14 protein-coding genes are annotated in these 18,195 nt (G+C 63.6%); 12 read left to right on the top strand and 2 right to left on the bottom strand.

Features of this window, described 5'->3' with window-relative positions:
- Positions 1 to 2: 2 nt before the first annotated feature.
- On the top strand, positions 3 to 764 hold the full coding sequence (locus CO676_RS23950) for a fumarylacetoacetate hydrolase family protein (protein WP_245424402.1): 762 nt from the start codon (positions 3 to 5) through the stop codon (positions 762 to 764).
- A gap of 116 nt (positions 765 to 880) precedes the next feature.
- Here the strand turns inward: CO676_RS23950 and CO676_RS23945 are convergent, their stop codons facing one another.
- Together CO676_RS23945 and crcB are read right to left on the bottom strand one after the other, a co-directional pair.
- On the bottom strand, positions 881 to 2,743 hold the full coding sequence (locus tag CO676_RS23945; protein WP_097522916.1) for a methyl-accepting chemotaxis protein: 1,863 nt from the start codon (positions 2,741 to 2,743) through the stop codon (positions 881 to 883).
- 338 nt (positions 2,744 to 3,081) lie between these two features.
- Complete coding sequence (gene crcB / locus CO676_RS23940) at positions 3,082 to 3,471, bottom strand: fluoride efflux transporter CrcB (protein ID WP_097522915.1); 390 nt, start codon at positions 3,469 to 3,471, stop codon at positions 3,082 to 3,084.
- Between the two features lie 666 nt (positions 3,472 to 4,137).
- Between crcB and CO676_RS23935 the strand changes: the two genes are divergently transcribed.
- From CO676_RS23935 to CO676_RS23880, 11 genes are all read left to right on the top strand, one after another.
- Positions 4,138 to 6,057, top strand: a complete 1,920-nt coding sequence (locus CO676_RS23935) for a HAMP domain-containing methyl-accepting chemotaxis protein (protein ID WP_097522914.1) — start codon at positions 4,138 to 4,140, stop codon at positions 6,055 to 6,057.
- Between the two features lie 399 nt (positions 6,058 to 6,456).
- Positions 6,457 to 8,559 carry an EAL domain-containing protein gene (locus CO676_RS23925; protein WP_097522912.1) on the top strand — a complete coding sequence of 701 codons (2,103 nt, stop codon included), beginning with the start codon at positions 6,457 to 6,459 and terminating at the stop codon, positions 8,557 to 8,559.
- A gap of 9 nt (positions 8,560 to 8,568) precedes the next feature.
- Positions 8,569 to 9,828 carry an ABC transporter substrate-binding protein gene (locus tag CO676_RS23920; RefSeq protein WP_179875622.1) on the top strand — a complete coding sequence of 420 codons (1,260 nt, stop codon included), beginning with the start codon at positions 8,569 to 8,571 and terminating at the stop codon, positions 9,826 to 9,828.
- A gap of 77 nt (positions 9,829 to 9,905) precedes the next feature.
- A complete protein-coding gene (locus CO676_RS23915; RefSeq protein WP_097522911.1) occupies positions 9,906 to 10,799 on the top strand; it encodes a LysR family transcriptional regulator in 894 nt (297 codons plus the stop codon).
- Between the two features lie 119 nt (positions 10,800 to 10,918).
- Positions 10,919 to 12,058, top strand: coding sequence for an ABC transporter substrate-binding protein (locus CO676_RS23910; RefSeq protein ID WP_097522910.1), 1,140 nt, complete (start codon positions 10,919 to 10,921; stop codon positions 12,056 to 12,058).
- Positions 12,059 to 12,111: 53 nt separating this feature from the next.
- Positions 12,112 to 12,990 carry a branched-chain amino acid ABC transporter permease gene (locus tag CO676_RS23905; protein ID WP_097522909.1) on the top strand — a complete coding sequence of 293 codons (879 nt, stop codon included), beginning with the start codon at positions 12,112 to 12,114 and terminating at the stop codon, positions 12,988 to 12,990.
- A complete protein-coding gene (locus CO676_RS23900) occupies positions 12,987 to 13,958 on the top strand; it encodes a branched-chain amino acid ABC transporter permease (RefSeq protein WP_097522908.1) in 972 nt (323 codons plus the stop codon). The genes CO676_RS23905 and CO676_RS23900 overlap by 4 nt, the downstream gene beginning before the upstream one ends.
- The gene (locus tag CO676_RS23895; protein ID WP_097522907.1) at positions 13,955 to 14,698 is read left to right on the top strand and encodes an ABC transporter ATP-binding protein; all 744 of its coding nucleotides are present in this window, start codon (positions 13,955 to 13,957) and stop codon (positions 14,696 to 14,698) included. The genes CO676_RS23900 and CO676_RS23895 overlap by 4 nt, the downstream gene beginning before the upstream one ends.
- Positions 14,699 to 14,701: 3 nt before the next feature.
- Complete coding sequence (locus CO676_RS23890) at positions 14,702 to 15,421, top strand: ABC transporter ATP-binding protein (RefSeq protein ID WP_014762890.1); 720 nt, start codon at positions 14,702 to 14,704, stop codon at positions 15,419 to 15,421.
- A complete protein-coding gene (locus CO676_RS23885) occupies positions 15,422 to 16,255 on the top strand; it encodes a shikimate dehydrogenase (protein WP_097522906.1) in 834 nt (277 codons plus the stop codon).
- Positions 16,252 to 18,141 (top strand): sugar phosphate isomerase/epimerase and 4-hydroxyphenylpyruvate domain-containing protein, encoded by a 1,890-nt coding sequence (locus CO676_RS23880; RefSeq protein WP_097522905.1) that lies wholly within the window; start codon positions 16,252 to 16,254, stop codon positions 18,139 to 18,141. Before CO676_RS23885 ends, CO676_RS23880 begins: the two co-directional genes overlap by 4 nt.
- Positions 18,142 to 18,195 lie beyond the last annotated feature (54 nt).

The following is an 18,195-nucleotide window of genomic DNA, read 5'->3' as shown; positions in this document are numbered from 1 at the left end:
CCATGACAGACGCTGCAAGCACCTTCGATCCCGCTGAACTCGCCCAGCGCTTCGCGACCGCAAAGGATCGCATCGCCGCCGCGCAACTGCCGGGACCCGAGACCATTGCCGAGGCGATCGCCGTGCAGGCTTTGCTCGTCACGCCCGAGGAAGCGCCTGCCAGCGGATACAAGGTGGCCCGCTCGCCCGAAGGCGTCGGCGTCGCCGGCCGCCTCTCGCCGGTCGCGATCGCCGGGCCGGATGGGCAACCCGTGACCTTCCGCTGGCGGAAAGGCCTGCGCGTCGAGGCGGAGATCGGCTTCCGTCTCGCCTCGGACCTGCCGCCGCGACAGACCGGCTACAGCCGGGGCGAGGTGATCGCCGCGATCGGCGCGGTCCATCTCGGCGTCGAGGTGCTCGACAGCCGCATCGAGGAAGGCGGCAAGGCGCCGTACCTTCTCTTCCTCGCCGATCGTCTCGGCAATGCCGGCTATGCGCTCGGGCCCGAACTGCCGCGCAATCTTCTCGATGGCGCGGAGGGGCGGAGCCTCGAAGTGAGCCTCGACGGAGCGCCGCTCTTCGCCGGCGAGGCCCACCACCCGGCTGGCGACGTGCTCGCCTGGCTCGTCGGCTGGGCCAATGAAACGCAAAGGGCGGAAGACACACTCGCTACCGGAGAGATCGTCACCACCGGCAGCCTGTGCGGCGCCCTCGATGTCGCTGCACCCGGCCGCCTCGAAGTAAGGCTCGATGGCAGCTGGACCCTGCCGGTTCGGTTTGAATAGCTAGAACCGCATCCGATCGAATTGCAGCGGCGGATCGGGAGTGCGGATGTCGACACCCCCTCTGCCCTGCCGGGCGTCTCCCCCACGACGGGGGGAGATTCGACTAAAGCAAGCGGTCAAGCAGCCGAGCGCGGGCTGGGAGCCAACGACGTGTGCACCGATGCCGCGCCTGTGCCGATATCGAACTGGCGCAGCAGTTGGAACAGCGCGTCCGCCTCCCTGGCAAGACCGTGGGCGGCGGCCGTCGCTTCCTCGACCATAGCCGCGTTCTTCTGCGTCCCCTGGTCCATCGTGTTGACGGCCGTGTTGATCTCCTTCAAGCCCGTCGCCTGCTCCTTCGAAGCTTCGACGATGGCGCCGACATTGCCGTCGACCTGTTGGACCTGCTCGACGATTTCCCGCAGCGCCTTGCCGGTTTCCCCGACGAGGGCCACGCCATTCTTGACGTGGTCGTTCGAGGTGTTGATCAACTCCTTGATCTCCTTGGCGGCCTTGGCGGAACGCTGTGCCAGCTCGCGTACCTCCTGGGCAACGACGGCGAAGCCCTTGCCGGCCTCGCCGGCACGAGCCGCCTCGACGCCGGCATTCAGTGCCAAGAGGTTGGTCTGGAAGGCGATCTCGTCGATCACGCCGATGATATTGCCGATCTCGACCGCCGAGGCTTCGATCTTGCCCATGGCGTCGACCGCGTCTCGGACGACGCGTCCGGAACGCTCCGCACTATCCTTCGTCTTGCGAACGAGTTGCCCCGCCTCCTGAGCGCGGTTGCTGGAGTCGGCGACCGTGGTGGTGATCTCTTCGAGTGCGGCGGCCGTCTCCTCGACGGAAGCCGCCTGCTGTTCCGTCCGTTTGGAAAGATCGTCGGATGCCGATCGGATCTCCTGCGCGCCTCCTGCGATGGCGCTCGCATTCTCGGCAACCGCCTGCATCGCCTCGCGCAGCTTTTCGACCGCGGCGTTGAAATCGAGCCTGAGTTTGTCGAGCGACGGAATGAACGGCGTATCGATCCTCTGGGTCAGGTCGCCGTCGGCCAGATTTTGCAGCGCGGCGGCAAGCTGATGGACGGCCTCACCCGTCTGTTCTGCCAGGGCATCGCGCTGCTTCGCATCCTCTTCGAGCCGCTGGCGCGCCGTTATCGCCCGTGTCGCCTCTGCATCCGCCTCGCGCTCAGCCTTTGCGGAGATCGCATCCCGCAGCGCGGCGACCGCACGGGCCAACATCCCGATCTCGTCGTGGCGCGCCTCAAGGCGGCGGTCGCCGCTCAAGTCGCCCTCGGCCATCGCCTTCAGTGACAGTTGAAGCTTGGAAAGCGGGCCAATGATCGAGCGCGCCGTCAGCGCGGCGGCGACGATCGAAAGAAGCGCCGCGACACCGAGCGCCGTGAATGCCACGGATTCGAAACCGCTCACGGTGTCGCGCACGTCGCTGCCGATAGATTTGTTCAAGGCTTCCTGGTAGTCGATGAATTTGTTGATAGCGCCGAGCCAGGCCTCGAAAAGCGAGCTGGCGTGTTCTAGCAGGATGCGGCGCGCCGCCTCTCGGTCCCCCTTCTTCTGCAGCGCGATGATTTCTGCGACGAGCGGATTGGTCTTGGCCTGGATCGCGGCGATTTCGGCGAGGATGGTTCGCTCCTGTTCGGTCGCGCCGGCCGGAGAGGCGATCATTTCGGCCATCCGCTTTTCGTTTTCGGCGTAGGTGGCGGCGAGTTTCGCGATCGTGGCGACCGCCGTATTGTGGTCCTCATTGGAGGTCACCAGCGTGACGTCGCGGATAGCGATGGCCCGGTCATGGACGCTGCCGCGATAATTGATCGCAAAGCGTTGCTTCGCACTGTTCACGTCATTGATGGTGGCGAGATTGCCGTTGATCTCTTCGACCTCAACGGCGGAATAGATGGTCAAGCCGACCATCATGAGAAGCAGGAAACCGAAGCCGGTGGCGAGGCGTGCAGCGATCCCGAAGCTATTGAAATGGCTCATCGATGTTTCCTTGTCCCTGACGCTTCGCGATTGCCCACAGCCGGATCGCGCCGCTCGCCTGCCCTCGATATCCAATGAGATGAATACGTGCGATCTGCATGGCATGCAGGTGCTTCACCACATCTCGCCATGCCGACGCTGCCGCCGTCATCCGTCCGACGCAGTGAAAACCCAGTTCATGCGGGCGAGTTGCTCGTTGTTGGTCACCGCCTTCATGTCGGCTGAGACGCGCGTTGCGTCGCTCCGTTCAGCCTTAAGAAATGGCACCTCTTGGTTTCGAATTGGTGAAGAATTCGCGGCTGCTACAGAAGATAACACTAATATTAAGCGCGCAGCGATCACACCGCCTGTCCGGCTGTGACGAAGCGGACGAGCATCAGGCCGGCCACCAGCCCGAGAAGCGAAAAGGCCAGGGAGGCAGCGGCGTAGGTTGCCGCGCCTGTCCACTCGCCGCGCTCCCAGAGACTGATCGTGTCGAGCGAGAAGGCGGAGAAGGTCGTGAACCCGCCGAGCACGCCCGTCGCCAGGAACAGCCGCACATCCTGAGGCAGATGGCCGCGCAAGGCGAAATATTCGGCAAGGAGGCCCATCGCGAAGGAACCAGTGACGTTGACCGCCAGCGTGCCATAGGGGAAAGCGACACCCAGGACCTGGGTGGCCAACTGGTTAACGCCATGGCGCATCGCCCCGCCCAGTCCGGCACCGAGAAATACCAGCAGATAGGCCATCACTATGCGTTTTTCCTTCTACAGCGCCGCTCGTCTTATCAGACGCGCAAAGGCCGCTAGCACTTTGAATTGCTGCTTGTCTCCTTAGATCGAGGTCGATTTAAGGAGAACATGCAGAGTTCGGGACAATAGGCGGACAGGCCGCCGCCGGCAATCGCCCGAAGCGGCGACGTCCGCCGCGGCATTGCCGGCCGTTTGCACGGGGTGGGGCCGATGCGGCTTCGGAACGAAACACTGGTCCTATCCACTTTCTGCACGGACGTGTCCACTTTCCGCCGCGAACTGTTCGACATGCGTTGCATTTAAGCGTTTGTTTACTCAACACCGCTTGGGTGGTGATTGCGACGGCGATCGCCATGCAACCGGAGGACGGTGTCCGATTCCTCGGAGTCTCGATCTCCAAAAGGCTTCGGCCTTTCCTCCGTTCGCTCCTGCGGGATGAGCCCGCCGGATTTTCAAGACCGCATGATTTCGAGGATCGGCTGGCCGCGCTCGGCAAGGGGCGCGAGAGGACGGCTGCGTGCTCGGGCTCTGAAGCTGTCCCCGCTGCCTTCGAAGGACAATCCTCCCGTTGTCCTGGCTTCGAAGCGACCGGGCAAGCTATCGCGGCAAAATTCTCGACCACGCGGAGATTCGTCTCCCGAATACAGTTCAGAGGTAGTCATAGTGAAACGACCAAGTGTGAAATTGTCGCTGATAGGCTCGATTGCCGGTATGGTCCTGACGACCGCCGCTATCTCCTGGGTATCGATCAGCTCGCTCTCCACCATCGACGTCAAGAGCGATGAGATCGTCGATAATTGGTTGCCGAGCGTCGAGCGATCCAAGGAGATCGATACCGCTCTTTCCGACCTGAGGGTGGCCTTTAATCGCCATGTCCTGGCGACGACGGACGACGAGGAACAGGCGGCCGAAACGGCGATCGAGGAGGAGAAGAGCCGCTTCTTCAAGGCGATCGACGACTACGCGGCGCTCGTGACCGAGGCGAACGAACAGACCGAACTCGCGAAGATCAAGAACGCGGCCGGCCAACTGATCGACTCGGGCCGCCGGATGGTCGCTGCTTCGGCCGCAACCAAGGATGAGGAGGCCAAGCAGATCATTTCCAAGGAAATGGCGCCGCGCTTTGCCGAGATCGCCAAGTCGGTCGACGTCATCGTCGGCCTCAACAAGGAGGGCGCCGCCCGTTCCGGTGCGGACATCCAGAATCTCCTGGAAAATGCCCTGAAACTTATCTCCATTCTCTGTGCGATCGGGGTGCTTGCCGGCGGCGGCGTCATCGCCTTTGCCGTCTCTGGTATCGCCAATCCGATTTCCCGCATTACCGGCGCAATGCGCAATCTCGCCTCTGGCGACGCACAGTCACAGATCCCCTTCGCCGGCCGTCAGGACGAGATCGGTGCGATGGCCGAGGCCGTCGAGGTGTTCCGCCAGAACGCGCTCGCCAATCAGCGCCTCGAAGTGGAGGCGGCAGATTCGCGCAGCCGCCAGGAAGCCGAGCGCGCCGAGGTCCAGCGCCGCAACGAGCGCGGGGCCGAAGCGCTGCGCTTTGCCTCCGACAATCTCGCCGCCGGCCTGAAGCGGCTTGCAGCCGGCGACCTTGCCTTCCAGCTTAACGACGCCTTCGCGCCGGACTTCGAGCCGCTGCGTCACGACTTCAACCAGTCGGTCCGCCAGCTCGGCACAGCCTTGTCCTCCATCGCCGAAAGCATCGGCACGATGGAGAACGGCACCCGCGAGATCGCCTCCGGCGCCCAGGATCTCGCCAAGCGCACCGAACAGCAGGCCGCTTCGCTGGAGGAGACCGCCGCTGCCCTCGATCAAATCGTCGCCAATGTCGGCTCCTCGACGAAGCTGACCGAGGAAGCCCGCACGGTCGCGACCCAGGCCAACCACAGCGCGGCGAAATCCGCGGAGGTTGTGTCGTATGCCGAGGAGGCGATGCGCCGCATCGAGGAGAGCTCGCAGCAGATCTCCAACATCATCGGCGTCATCGACGAGATCGCCTTCCAGACCAACCTCCTGGCGCTCAACGCCGGCGTCGAGGCGGCCCGTGCAGGCGATGCCGGCAAGGGCTTCGCGGTCGTCGCCCAGGAGGTGCGCGAGCTTGCGCAGCGCTCCGCGCAGGCTGCCAAGGAAATCAAGGGGCTGATCCAGAACTCGACGACCGAAGTCGGAAGCGGCGTCAGGCTGGTGCGCGATACCGGTGAGGCGCTGAACGTGATTGGCGGCTTCATCGGCCAGATCAACAGCCACATGAACGCGATCGCCGTCTCCGCCAAGGAGCAGTCTACCGGGCTTGCCGAGATCAACACGGCGGTCAATTCGATGGACCAGAGCACCCAGCAGAATGCCGCGATGGTCGAACAGTCGACCGCAGCGGCCTCAAGCCTCGCCCTGGAAGCGGCCAAGCTGCGCGATCTTGTCGCCCGCTTCAAGCTCGGGGGAGCTACCGGCCCGCGTGCCGCCGGTGAAACGGCAAAGCCGGTCGCTTCCCCGGCACGTGCGCTCGGCAGCCGCATCGCCCGCGCCTTCGGCAGCAAGGCCGCGACCGCGGCCGCCGTCGACGAGTGGGAGGAGTTCTGAGCGCTTCCCCGGGATGGGGAGCTCGCCCCCTCATCCCGCTGCTGCGACCTTCTCCCCGGCGGGGCGAAGGGACTCGCCCTCCACGCCCCTCTCCCCGCCCGCGGGTAAAGGCCAGGGTGAGGGGCGGGTGTCGCCGCGCCGCCGTTCTAACAGCTCATGGAATTCCGAAATGTCAAATATCGCCGTTTTTTCGCCCAGAACCTCCGAAGACCGCGCCCGCGTGGCCGACCTCGTGAACGCCAGGGATCGCATGCTCTCGGTTGCCGACGAGCTCGACCGCATCATGACAGCCTTGTCACAGAAATCCGTGCGAGGGGCCTACGAACAGCCAGCAAGGACCAGCTCCTGACGGAGGCAAGGCGGGGGCGACAAAGGTAGGAGCGGAGGCAGGATGACGAGATGACTGGAAAACCGCTGAGCAAGCCGCGGCAATCGCTGGAGCAGTATATTCGGTCGATCGGCCGGCATTATCTCCATGCCGTCATCGTGATGACTCTGCTGATCGCTGCCACCTATCTGACCATGCTGGTCGCCCTCGACCGCCATTCGCTTCAACAGAAAATCAGTTTTCTCACCAGCAATCAGTTCATCCGCTTCCAGCAGCTCGCCAACCACACGCGCGCGCTGATGCGCGCCTCGGCTGATCCGAACCTGCCGGACTACATCATCGGTCCGATGCGCGACGACATCCATCGGGCGATCGGCGATATCCATGCGATCAGCGGAGAGTTGCACGAGCTGGATCGGAGCATCGGCGGCAATCTCCTGGAGCGGCTCAACCCGCGCGACGAGATTTCGGTTGAATTGCGCCACGAACTCAATGTCCGCCTCGAGGACTTTCTCGAGCGGGCGGCGCGGATTGCCGATACCAGCGCCGAGGACCGCCGGCAGCGCTATTCGTTCTGGGGGCCGATTGACTTCGCGGTCGCCGCCGACAGCATGCTGATGCGCCAGTTCGCCGACCTGATCAGCCACGCGCACGACCGCAGCGACGTCAGCATCGATAATGCCAAGCGTATCAGCACGGGTCTCCTCGCACTGATCGCCGCCACCGTTGTTCTGGCGAGCACCTTCCTCTTCAGTCCCCTCCTGAAGAAGCTGCGCAACGAGCAACGCCGGACGATGGCTTTCGAGCAACAGCTAACGATTCTTGCCCACACCGACGCTCTGACCGGTCTCAACAACCGCTCGTCCTTCAACGCCGCGCTCGGCGATCTCTTTGGCGAACTGGAGCGGACCGGCGCCGTCTTCTCCATGCTGCTGGTCGATCTCGACCGCTTCAAGAGCATCAATGACGGCCTCGGCCATCCGGCCGGCGATGCGGTGCTGTGCCACGTCGCGAGCGCCCTCCAGGAGACGTTGCGCGCGAGCGACTTCATCGCCCGGCTCGGCGGCGACGAGTTCGCCGTGCTGCTGCCTGGAATTGGCGATGCATCCGCGCTCGAATCGGTTGCCGAGCGGGCGATCGAGGCGATCGCCGCGGCCATTCCCTTCGAGGGACGCGACCTGCAGGTCTCGGCAAGCATTGGCGGTGCCATCGTGCCCGATCATGCCTCGGACGAGGCCGGATTGATGCGCATCGTGGACCTGGCGCTCTATACGGCGAAGGCCGGCCGCAACACCATGGTTATATTCGACGAGGCGGCGCTGGCGCGGCGGCTCGAAGAGAACCAGCTTTCGCTAGCCCTGGTCCTTGCGGCCGATCGCAACGAGTTCGTCGTGCACTACCAGCCGAAGGTCGATCTCATGACCGGGACGCATCTGGGCTTCGAGGCGCTCGTGCGGTGGCAGCACCCCGAACTCGGTCTGCTTCCGCCCGGGCGCTTCCTGCCCTTGATGGAAGGCACGCAGCTGATCCGCGGCATGACCCGCGCCGTGATCGCCGCTGTCGGCCGCGACCTCAAGACCTGGAAGAATGCCGGCCTTGTTCCCGGCCCCGTTTCGGTCAATCTTCCCGAGGTCCTTCTGGTCGGCGGCGAAGGCTACGAGTTTTTCGCCGCCACCGTCCGGGAGAACCGCCTGGAGTGGCAGGATTTCGCGGTCGAGATTACCGAGGACGTTTTTCTCAATCGCTCGGCCGACCAGATCCTGGCGACGGTGGCGCGCTTCCGCGAGCACGGCCTTTCGATCTCGCTCGACGATTTCGGCACCGGCTTCGCCTCGCTCGTGCATCTACGCGATTTCCCCTTCGACGAATTGAAGATCGACCGGAGCTTTGTCGACGGCATAGGCCGCGACGCCCGCAGCGAGCAGATCATCCGCGCCATGATCCATCTTGCCCAGAGCCTCGGCAAGCGCTGCGTCGCCGAGGGCATCGAGACGGATCAGCAGAGACGCTTCCTGATGGAGGCCGGCTGCGACGTCGGCCAGGGATACCATTTCGCCAGACCCGAGCCGGTCGCCCTTGCAGGCAAGCGGCTGCCGCAACAAGCCGCTGCCATCCACCGGCGCACGGACTCAGGACCTGCGACGGCGCTGCTCAGGCGGATCGCGCGGCGGTGACCTAGAAGGATGGAGGATGTTGTGAGAAAAGAAATCAAGGGTGCCTGGCTTGCGGCGGCACTCCTGCTGGCGACTTCCCTTCCCGCTGCGGCGGCCGATCAGCGCGGCGCCGTGGATGTCGTGCATTTCTGGATTTCGAAGAGCGAGTCGGCGGCACTTGACGTATTGCGGAAGGCATGGGCCGAAGCCGGCCATCAGTGGGTCGATCTTCCTGCGGAAAACAAAGTGGCGGTGCACAGGATCGTCAGCGATCGCATCGCCAACGGCTATGCGCCCGCCGTCATGCAATGGAACGCCAATGAGGGCTCCCGCGAGCTGCCGGAGATGGGCATCGTGCTCGACATCGAAGCGGTCGCCACGGCGGATGACTGGCGCCCCGTCCTGCCGGCAACTGTGCTCGATCGCATTACCTACAAGGACAAGGTCTTCTTCGCGCCGACCAGCATCCACGCGGAGAACTGGCTTTGGACCAGCGAGGCCATCTTCCGCGAGGCCGGCCTGAAAGCGCCCGAGACATGGGACGAGATCTTCGCCGCCGCCGAGAAGATCGAGGCCGCGGGCCACCTGCCCATCGCGCTCGGCGAAGGCCCGTGGGAGATCTCCTTGATCTTCAACGGCATCGTCTATTCGAAACTCGGTGCCGATGGCTACGCGCGGATCATCCGCGGCGACCCGGCGCTGGTCAAAGATCCGCGCATGGCAGAGGCGCTCGGCATGCTGCGGCGTCTGTCGCGCTATACGGAACCGGCGGCAGCTCGCCGGCACAGGACCTGGGCGGACGCCACGGCCGCCGTGGGAGCCGGCAAGGCGGGCATGCAGTTCATGGGGGACTGGGCAAAGGGTGAACTGGTGGCGCGCGGCTACGCCGTCGACAAGGATTTCGGCTGCAGCCTGATACCCGGCACCGAAATCGCCTATTTCATGGTCATCGACGCCTTCGCCTTTCCGCTGACCAACCGCGAAGGCGCCGCCGAAGCGCAGCGCGCCTTCGCGCGCATGGTGCTCGATCGCGACAATCAGGTTGCCTTCAGCCGTATCAAGGGTTCCCTGCCGGTCCGCACCGACGTCGATCCGAGCGGGCTCGACCGCTGCGGCCGGCTGGGCCTCGAGAAGATCGTCCGGAACAGCGGCGTCAGCGCCCAGTCGATGGCCATGCCCACGCAGATGTCCGACGGCTGGATCGGCGTACTGGCTGCATTCTTCAGCGACGAAAACATGTCCGTCGAGACCGCCCAGCAGCGCCTATATGACGTCGTGAACCACCAATGAGGTGGGTGAACTTAACAACTTGTTTCTGCGGCGCTTGAAACTTACCAATAGATTCGTTGGAGGCGTTGGGAGGCGTCATGCTGACTTTGCGACAGATCGAGGTGATTCGCGCTATCATGGTCACCGGCACAGTCGCCGGTGCGGCGAAGCTCCTCGGCGTCGCGGCACCCGGTGTCAGCCGGCTGATGAAGTATACGGAAGACAGTCTTCGGGTTCGTCTCTTCAACCGCAGCCACGGGCGATATGTGCCGACGCCCGAAGCGCGGCACATCTTCGGATTGCTCGACACCGTTTATCGACAGGTCGAGGATCTGCAGTTCGCGGTGCAGCGGCTGGAAAAAGGTGATGGGCTCGAGCTCAGCATCGGCTCCGTTCCGAGCATCGCCAATGTGATGGTGCCGCGAGCGATCGCCAAGCTGCGCCAGCAGTATCCGGGGCTCTATGTCGATATCAACATTCTTAAAATTGAGGAAGCGGTCGATTACCTGCTCGTCGGCCGCGGCGAGGTCGTTGCCATCAGCTCCTATCTCGAACATTCGATCATCCATTTCGAACCGCTCGCGACCGGCCGGCTGCTCTGCATCGTCCCGCAAAACAGCGAGCTCGCCGCGAAGGACACGATCGCACCGGCGGACATTGTCCGCCATACGTTGATCGGCATCGATCCGAACGATCCCTACGGGCGGGTGATGACCGAGATTTTCCGTCGTCAGAACCTCGCCTATGATATGAAGATCAAGGCGCGTTTCGGCACGACCGTCTGCGCCCTCGTCGCCGCAGATCTCGGCATCGCCATCATCGACGAGTTCACCGTCGCCGGAGGCAGGGTGCCAGGAATCAAATGCCTGGAGATCGAAGCGGACACGACCTTTCCGACCTTCGTCGCGTACCGCCGGGACGTGCCGCGATCGATCTTCGCGGAGCGCTTCATCGACACGCTGAGAGCCGAAATGGCCCGCGCCAAAAGATAACATGATGTTATTGACTCTACACAACTTGGTATTTGCCGTTATGCCGGAGATCGGACAGTATCACGAAGCTGGGCGGGGGAGGTTCGCCGCTCATAGAAGAATGGACTAAGGAGGAGAACATGACAAAGACAGCTATTGCGTCGATCGCGATCGCCATGGCGATATCGGCCGGTCTGCCGAACATATCCTGGGCCGATACGATAAAGATTGCGAACGTGATCGAGCTTTCGGGCGCCGGCGCCACCGTCGGAAGCAACTGGCGCGATGCGCTGAAGCTCGCCTTCGAGGAGATCAACGCTGCCGGCGGCATCCTCGGCGAACAGGTCGAGGTGACGGATTACGACACGCAGACCGATCCGACCACCTCGCGCGCCATGGTTCAGAAGGCGATCGACGACGGTGCCTATGTCATCATGGGCCCGATCTATTCCGGCTCGGTCAAGGTGAACATGATGGTCGCCCAGCAGAACGGCGTGCCGCAGCTGACCGGCGCCGAGGCCCCGTTCATTACCGACATGGGCAATCCCTATATTTTCCGCACCTCGTTTGGCGCCCAGCAGTCGATGCCGAAACTGGTCAAGTACCTGACCGAGGAAATGAAGGTGAAGTCGGTCGCCGTCGCCTGGGTCAATGACGATTTCGGCAAGGGCGGACGCGATTCCTTTGTCGCCGAGCTGGAGAAGAGCGGCATCGCGGTCAATGCCGACGTATCGAGCGAGGTGGGGCAGGCCGATTTCGCGGCCGACGTCATCAAGCTCAAGTCGAGCAATGCGGATGCGATCTTCGCCTATCTGCATGAAGAGGAAAGCGCCCGGCTTCTCAAAGAAATCCGCAAGCAGGGCGTGGCCCAGCCGGTCTTCGGCGAAACGACGCTGATGAACCAGAAGGTCGTCGACCTTGCCGGCGATGCGGTCAACGGCGTGCGCGGCCATGTGGGCCTCAGCGCCAATGCGCCAATCCCCGGCATCGAGGAATTCGCCAAGAAGTTCGAGGCGAAGTACAACTACAAACCCGATCACAATGCGATCAAGGCCTATATGGGCGCCTATGTGGTGAAGTACGTCACCACCAAGAACGGCAAGGTCGACCGGCAGGCCTTTGCGGATGCGCTGCACGGCATGACCATCAGCCCGGCTGACGAACCCGGCATCCTGATGGAGACCAGCTGGGACGACAAGGGCGAGGTCAACCGCGAAAGCTTCCTCGTCGAGGTCAAGGACGGCAAGCAGACCGTCGTGACCACGCTGCCGAAACTGTAAAAAACGGGCAGGCTTCCGGCCCGCTGGGAGCCCCCCTCTTTGGGACATCTTCAATGGACACGTTTTTCCAGTTGTTCGTCTCCGGACTGGCAACGGGGTCGATCTATGCGCTCGCGGCGATCGGCTTCACCCTGCTCTGGCAGGCGTCGCAGACGATCAATTTCGCCCAGGGCGAGTTCATCATGCTGCCCGCCTTCCTCGTTCTCGCCGGAACGCAGTTTCTCGACCTGAGCTTTCCGGTGGCGATGGCGATCGCGCTTGTTCTTTCGCTGCTGCTGCTCGGCCTCGGCTTCAAGCGCATCATCATCGATCCGCTGCTGCCGCACGGCGTCCTGCCGATCGTCATCGCCACGATCGCGCTCGGCATCCTGATGAAAGAAAGCGTCAAGCAGTTCTATACGGCCGAGGCGCAGCCATTCCCGGCGCTGTTTTCCGACCGCACCCTCAACGTCCTCGGCGCCGCCATTTCGGTACAGGACATCGCCGTTCTGCTGATCGCGCTCGGAGCGGTGGCGTTGCTGCAGCTCTTCCTGAACGGGACGAAGATCGGCCGCTGCATGCAGGCGACCGCGCAGAACCCGAACGTGGCCGAAATCCTCGGCGTCCCGGTCGGCCGGATGATCCTCTACACGTTCCTGATCAACGGTACCCTCGCCTTCCTCGCCTCCATCCTGATCTCGCCGATCTATCTGGCGAAGTTCTCGAACGGCGAGACGCTCGGCCTGATCGCCTTCATCGCGGCGATTGTCGGCGGCTTCAACCAGATCCGCGGCGCGCTTGCCGGCGGTCTCCTGATCGGCGTCATCGACAATCTCTCGGCAGCCTACGTTTCCGCGTCGTATCGCTCCGCGGTCCCGCTGATCCTGCTCATCATCATCATCCTCGTGCGGCCGCAAGGCCTGCTCGGAAAGGCCGAAGGACGCACCGTATGAGCAAGCACACTCTCGCTACACTGGTCGCCGGTCTCGCGATCCTGATCCTGCTCCCCTTCACCCAATCCAACTACGGCGTGTTCGTGCTGTGCTCGTGGCTGGTCTATTCGATCTCCGCCATGGGGCTCAACCTGACGCTCGGCTATGCCGGCCAGGTCTCGCTGGCCCAGGCCTCCTTCATGGGCATCGGCGCCTATATGACGGCGCTCATGACCATGGCCGGCGTGCCATGGCCGGTCGCGATGATCGCGGCGATGGTCTCATGCTTCGTCATCGGCTTTCTGCTCGGCTACCCGGCCCTGCGCGTCCAGCATCACTTCCTGGCCTTCATCACGCTGGCCTTCAACGCTCTCGTGGTGCTCGTGCTGCGCAACGAGGAATGGCTGACCGGCGGCACCTACGGCATCGTCGGCATTCCGCGGCCTGAGGTCCTCGGCTTGCCGACGCAGACGCCGGTGGCCTTCTACTTCTTCGTTCTTGCGCTCTTCGTGCTGATGGCGGCCGCGCTTTACGCCATCATCCGCTCGCCCTGGGGCCGCACCTTCAAGGCATTGAGGGAGAACCCCATTCGCGCCAACAGCCTTGGCGTCGACATCCGCAAGACGACGCTTCTCGCCTTCGCCATCGGCTCCTCCTATGGCGGGCTTGCCGGCAGCCTCCTCGCACAGCTCACCCAGTTCATCGATCCGCATTCTTTCGGCCTGACCGTCTCGCTCAAGGTCCTGCTGATGGTCATAGTCGGCGGCGCCGGCTTCTTCTTCGGCCCGATTCTGGGCGCGCTGCTGATCGTTCTCGCGCCGGAGTTCCTGCGCTTCACCGAGGGATACTACCTGATGATCTATGCCACGCTGGTCATCGTGCTGATGGTCTTCTGCCCGACCGGCCTACTCGGACTGGTCGAGCGTGCCCGCACGGCCCTGAAGCTTAAGCAGAACCCGAATGCCACGACCTGGGAGGCGGGACGATGACGCCGGTCCTTTCCGTACGCAATGTCAGCAAGTCCTTCGGGGGCCTGAGAGCCGTGGACGACGTGTCGTTCGATGTCCACCAGGGCGAGATCCTCGGGCTGATCGGCCCGAACGGCAGCGGCAAGTCGACCCTCTTCAACTGCGTCCTCGGGCAACTGCCCGCCTCGACGGGAACCGTGCTGGTCGATGGCAAGGAGGTCGCAGGCAAACGCCCCTGCGACCTCAACAAGCTCGGCGTCGGCCGCACCTTCCAGATGCTGCAGGTGTTTCCGGAGATGACGGTGCTCGACAACATCATCCTGGCCGGCCAGGAGCACAAGGGCACGATGCTCTCGCGCCTCTTCGGCAAGTCGGATGCGGGCCTCACCGAGGAGGCCTTGAGGATGATCGACTTCTTTCGGCTTGGGCACCAGACCCACGCAAAGGCGGGATCGCTCTCCTATGGCCAGCAGAAGCTGCTCGACGCCGCCATGGCGTTCATGGCGGGACCGAAGCTGGTGATGCTCGACGAGCCGGCCGGCGGCGTCAACCTCACCATGCTCGCCGACCTGAAGGAGCGCCTGAAGGCCTTCAACCAGGAACGCGGCGCCACCTTCGTCGTCATCGAACACAACATGGAATTCGTGATGTCGCTCTGCACGCGCATCATCGTGCTGGCGAACGGCAGGATCATCGCCGAAGGCGACCCGGAAACGGTGCGCAACGATCCGACCGTCATCGAAGCCTATCTCGGAGGTTGAGCCATGCTGGAACTCAAGCAGGTCTATGGCGGCTACGGCAAAATGACGATCCTGAACGGCACGTCCTTCAAGATCGACAAGGGTACGATCACCACGGTGATCGGTCCGAACGGGGCCGGCAAATCGACGGTCTTCAAGGCGATCTTCGGGCTCCTGAAGATCCGCTCGGGAACCGTGCTCCTGAACGGCGAGGACGTGACGTCCTTGCCGCCGGCGAAGATGCTCGCCAAGGGCGTCACCTATGTGCCCCAGGGACGCAACCTATTCCCGATGCTGTCGGTGCGCCATAATCTCGAGATCGGCGGCATTTCGTCCAATGATCAGTCGAGGATCGCACGGCGCATCGACGAGGTGATGGAGCAGTTCCCGATCCTGAAGGAGAAGGCGAAGGAACAGGCGATCACGCTTTCGGGCGGCCAGCAGAAGCAGCTCGAGATCGCCCGTGCACTGCTGCTCGATCCGTCGCTGATCCTCATCGACGAACCGTCGATCGGGCTCTCCCCGCAAATGATCAACGAGACCTTCCGCACGCTGATCCGGCTGCGTGACGAGGGCGTGACCATCCTGATGGTCGAGCAGAATGCCAAGGCGGCGCTCGCCATGTCCGACTACGGGCTCGTGCTCGAACAGGGCCGGAGCCGGATATACGACAAGGCCGACAAGCTGCTCGCCGATCCGCGCGTCGGCCAGCTCTTCCTCGGCGCCCATCTCGAGGAGGCGTGAATGCAGCCGGTCCCCGAGATTACCGGAAAGACCGTCTTCATTCCGCTGATCGGTCATCCGGTCGAGCAGGTGAAGTCGCCGAGGCCGGTGAACGCGTGGTTTTCCGACAATGATGTGGCTGCGGTGCTCATCCCGGTGGATATCCTGCCGGACAAGGTAGCATCTTTCCTCGACGCCATCCGCGGCACCGGGAACTGCCCCGGCCTTTCGGTGACGATGCCGCACAAACAGGCGGCCTATACCGGCGTGGACGCGCTGACGGATCGGGCCCGCCGGGCGGAGGCCGTCAACATCATCCACAGGAGGCCGGACGGCACGCTTCTCGGCGACATGGTCGACGGGGAAGCGATGGTCGCGGCGCTGGCGAAGAACGGCGTCAGCGTTCGCGGCAAGTGTGTGCTGGTCGTCGGTGCCGGCGGCGCCGGAACGGCGATCATCTACGCGCTTGCCGAGGCGGGAGCGGCAACCATCGTCGTCATCGAACGCGATCGGGCGAAATCGGACCGCCTGATCGGGCAGCTGCGCCGCGACTATCCGCAGCTTCAGGCACAGGACTCCCTGCCGGACGACATCGACGTCGACATCGCCATCAATGCCTCGCCGGCAGGCATGAACGCCGCTGATCCCCATCCCTTTCCGCTGGAACGGCTGACGCAGGCGGAAATCATTGCCGACGCCGTGACGAAGCCGCCGGTAACCCCCTGGCTCGAAGAGGCTCGGCGCCGCGGCATAGCAATCCAGGCCGGCGCCGAGATGACGCTGGCGCAACTGCCGACGCAGATCGCCTTCTGGGGCCTCGACAAGGCCGGCCGGGACGACGGAAAGGGACGATGAGGACCTCGATCGCAACAGTGTCGATCAGCGGCGAATTGCCGGACAAGCTCGCGGCGATTGCAGCGGCCGGCTTCGATGGCGTGGAAATCTTCGAGAACGATTTTCTCGCCTTCGACGGCAGCCCCGCGGATGTCGGACGGATGGTGCGTGACCATGGCCTGGAAATCACTCTCTTCCAGCCGTTCCGCGACTTCGAAGGCATGCCTGAACCGCACCGGACGCGCGTCTTCGACCGAGCCGAGCGCAAGTTCGACGTCATGCAGCAGCTCGGCACCGATCTCCTGTTGGTCTGCTCGAACGTCTCGCCAATCGCGCTCGGCGGCATCGACCGGGCGGCGGCCGATTTCCATGAACTCGGCGAACGCGCCGCCAAACGCGGCTTGCGCGTCGGCTATGAGGCGCTCGCCTGGGGCCGCCACATCTCGGATCACCGCGACGCCTGGGAGATCGTCCGGCGCGCCGATCATCCGCATATCGGCCTGATCCTCGACAGCTTCCACACGCTGTCGCGCAAGATCGAAGTGAATTCGATCCGCTCGATCCCCAAGGAGAAGATCTTCATCGTCCAACTCGCCGATGCGCCGCTGATCGACATGGACCTGCTCTATTGGAGCCGGCACTTCCGCAACATGCCCGGCGAAGGCGACCTCCCGGTCAGCGAGTTCACGCGCGCAATTGCCGAAACCGGCTACGATGGTTATTTCTCGCTGGAAATCTTCAACGATCAGTTTCGCGGCGGGGCCGCCAAACCGATCGCCGCCGACGGCCATCGATCGCTGGTCTATCTCGGCGATCAGGTGCGACGGCATCCGAATGCAGGCTCTCTCACCGTTGCGCCGATGCCGGGGCGGGCTCCGGTCCAGCGAGTCGGCTTCGTCGAATTCGCGGCTGCCGACGACGATGCCGCTGACCTGACCGCCATCCTGAGGACGCTGGGCTTCCGCAAGGCCGCTACGCACCGCTCGAAGAAAGTCGACGTTTACCAGCAGGCCGACATCCGCATTCTGATAAATACCGACGAAACCGGATTTGCCGGCTCCTCCTATGCCGTTCACGGCAGCTCCGCCTATGCAATGGGTGTCGTGGTCGACGACGCGAAGGAAACCATGGAACGCGCGCTGGCGCTCGACGCCGAGTCCTTCAGCCAGCCGGTCGCAAAGGGCGAGGTCGAGGTGCCGGCGATCCGCGGCGTCGGCGGCGGGCTCCTCTACCTCCTCGACGACAAGGGCGACCTCGGCCGCATCTGGGAGATCGACTTCGAGCCGTTCGAGGAGGAAGGCGCGGAGGAGGACGCCGGGCTCCGGCATGTCGACCACGTCGCCCAGACGGTCGCCTACGAGGAAATGCCGACCTGGCTGTTGTTCTACACCTCGATCTTCGCGGCGGAGAAAACGCCGATGGTCGATATCATTGATCCTGCCGGGGTGGTGCGCAGCCAGGTCGTAGAGAATGCCGCAGGCACGCTGCGCCTGACACTCAACGGGGCGGAAAACCGCCGCACGCTCGCGGGCCACTTCATCGCCGAGACATTCGGCTCCGGGGTCCAGCATCTCGCCTTCCATACGGATGACATCTTCACAACCGCGGCGGCGCTCCGGCGGAACGGCTTCCGCCCGCTGCAGATCTCGCCCAACTATTACGACGATGTGGAGGCGCGCTTCGGCCTGGAGCCGGACATGACCGAGCGGCTGAAGGCGGAAAACATCCTCTATGATCGCGACGAGCACGGCGAATTTTTTCAGCTCTACAGCCCCACCTACGGCGAAGGCTTCTTCTTCGAGATCGTCGAGCGGCGCAGCTATCGCGGCTATGGTGCGGCCAATGCCATCTTCCGCATCGCCGCGCTAAAGAAGCACCTCAGACCGGAGGGCCTGCCGAAGCAGTAGCGGGAGGGGAGGTCCCAGCACTCTTGAGAACGGCCTTAGTGATCGGCCAAGAGC

Source organism: Sinorhizobium sp. BJ1, from assembly GCF_002531555.1.
Classification (GTDB): domain Bacteria; phylum Pseudomonadota; class Alphaproteobacteria; order Rhizobiales; family Rhizobiaceae; genus Sinorhizobium; species Sinorhizobium fredii_B.
Note: the sequence above shows the minus strand (reverse complement) of the source record. Positions and strands in the feature narration are given on the sequence as shown.

Excerpts from the sequence above, each read along its gene's own strand:
- CO676_RS23950 (WP_245424402.1), top strand. The coding sequence starts at position 3 with ATGACAGACGCTGCAAGCACCTTCGATCCCGCTGAACTCGCCCAGCGC.
- CO676_RS23945 (WP_097522916.1), bottom strand. The coding sequence starts at position 2,743 with ATGAGCCATTTCAATAGCTTCGGGATCGCTGCACGCCTCGCCACCGGC.
- crcB (WP_097522915.1), bottom strand. The coding sequence starts at position 3,471 with ATGGCCTATCTGCTGGTATTTCTCGGTGCCGGACTGGGCGGGGCGATG.
- CO676_RS23925 (WP_097522912.1), top strand. The coding sequence starts at position 6,457 with ATGACTGGAAAACCGCTGAGCAAGCCGCGGCAATCGCTGGAGCAGTAT.
- CO676_RS23920 (WP_179875622.1), top strand. The coding sequence starts at position 8,569 with ATGGAGGATGTTGTGAGAAAAGAAATCAAGGGTGCCTGGCTTGCGGCG.
- CO676_RS23915 (WP_097522911.1), top strand. The coding sequence starts at position 9,906 with ATGCTGACTTTGCGACAGATCGAGGTGATTCGCGCTATCATGGTCACC.
- CO676_RS23910 (WP_097522910.1), top strand. The coding sequence starts at position 10,919 with ATGACAAAGACAGCTATTGCGTCGATCGCGATCGCCATGGCGATATCG.
- CO676_RS23905 (WP_097522909.1), top strand. The coding sequence starts at position 12,112 with ATGGACACGTTTTTCCAGTTGTTCGTCTCCGGACTGGCAACGGGGTCG.
- CO676_RS23900 (WP_097522908.1), top strand. The coding sequence starts at position 12,987 with ATGAGCAAGCACACTCTCGCTACACTGGTCGCCGGTCTCGCGATCCTG.
- CO676_RS23895 (WP_097522907.1), top strand. The coding sequence starts at position 13,955 with ATGACGCCGGTCCTTTCCGTACGCAATGTCAGCAAGTCCTTCGGGGGC.
- CO676_RS23890 (WP_014762890.1), top strand. The coding sequence starts at position 14,702 with ATGCTGGAACTCAAGCAGGTCTATGGCGGCTACGGCAAAATGACGATC.
- CO676_RS23885 (WP_097522906.1), top strand. The coding sequence starts at position 15,422 with ATGCAGCCGGTCCCCGAGATTACCGGAAAGACCGTCTTCATTCCGCTG.
- CO676_RS23880 (WP_097522905.1), top strand. The coding sequence starts at position 16,252 with ATGAGGACCTCGATCGCAACAGTGTCGATCAGCGGCGAATTGCCGGAC.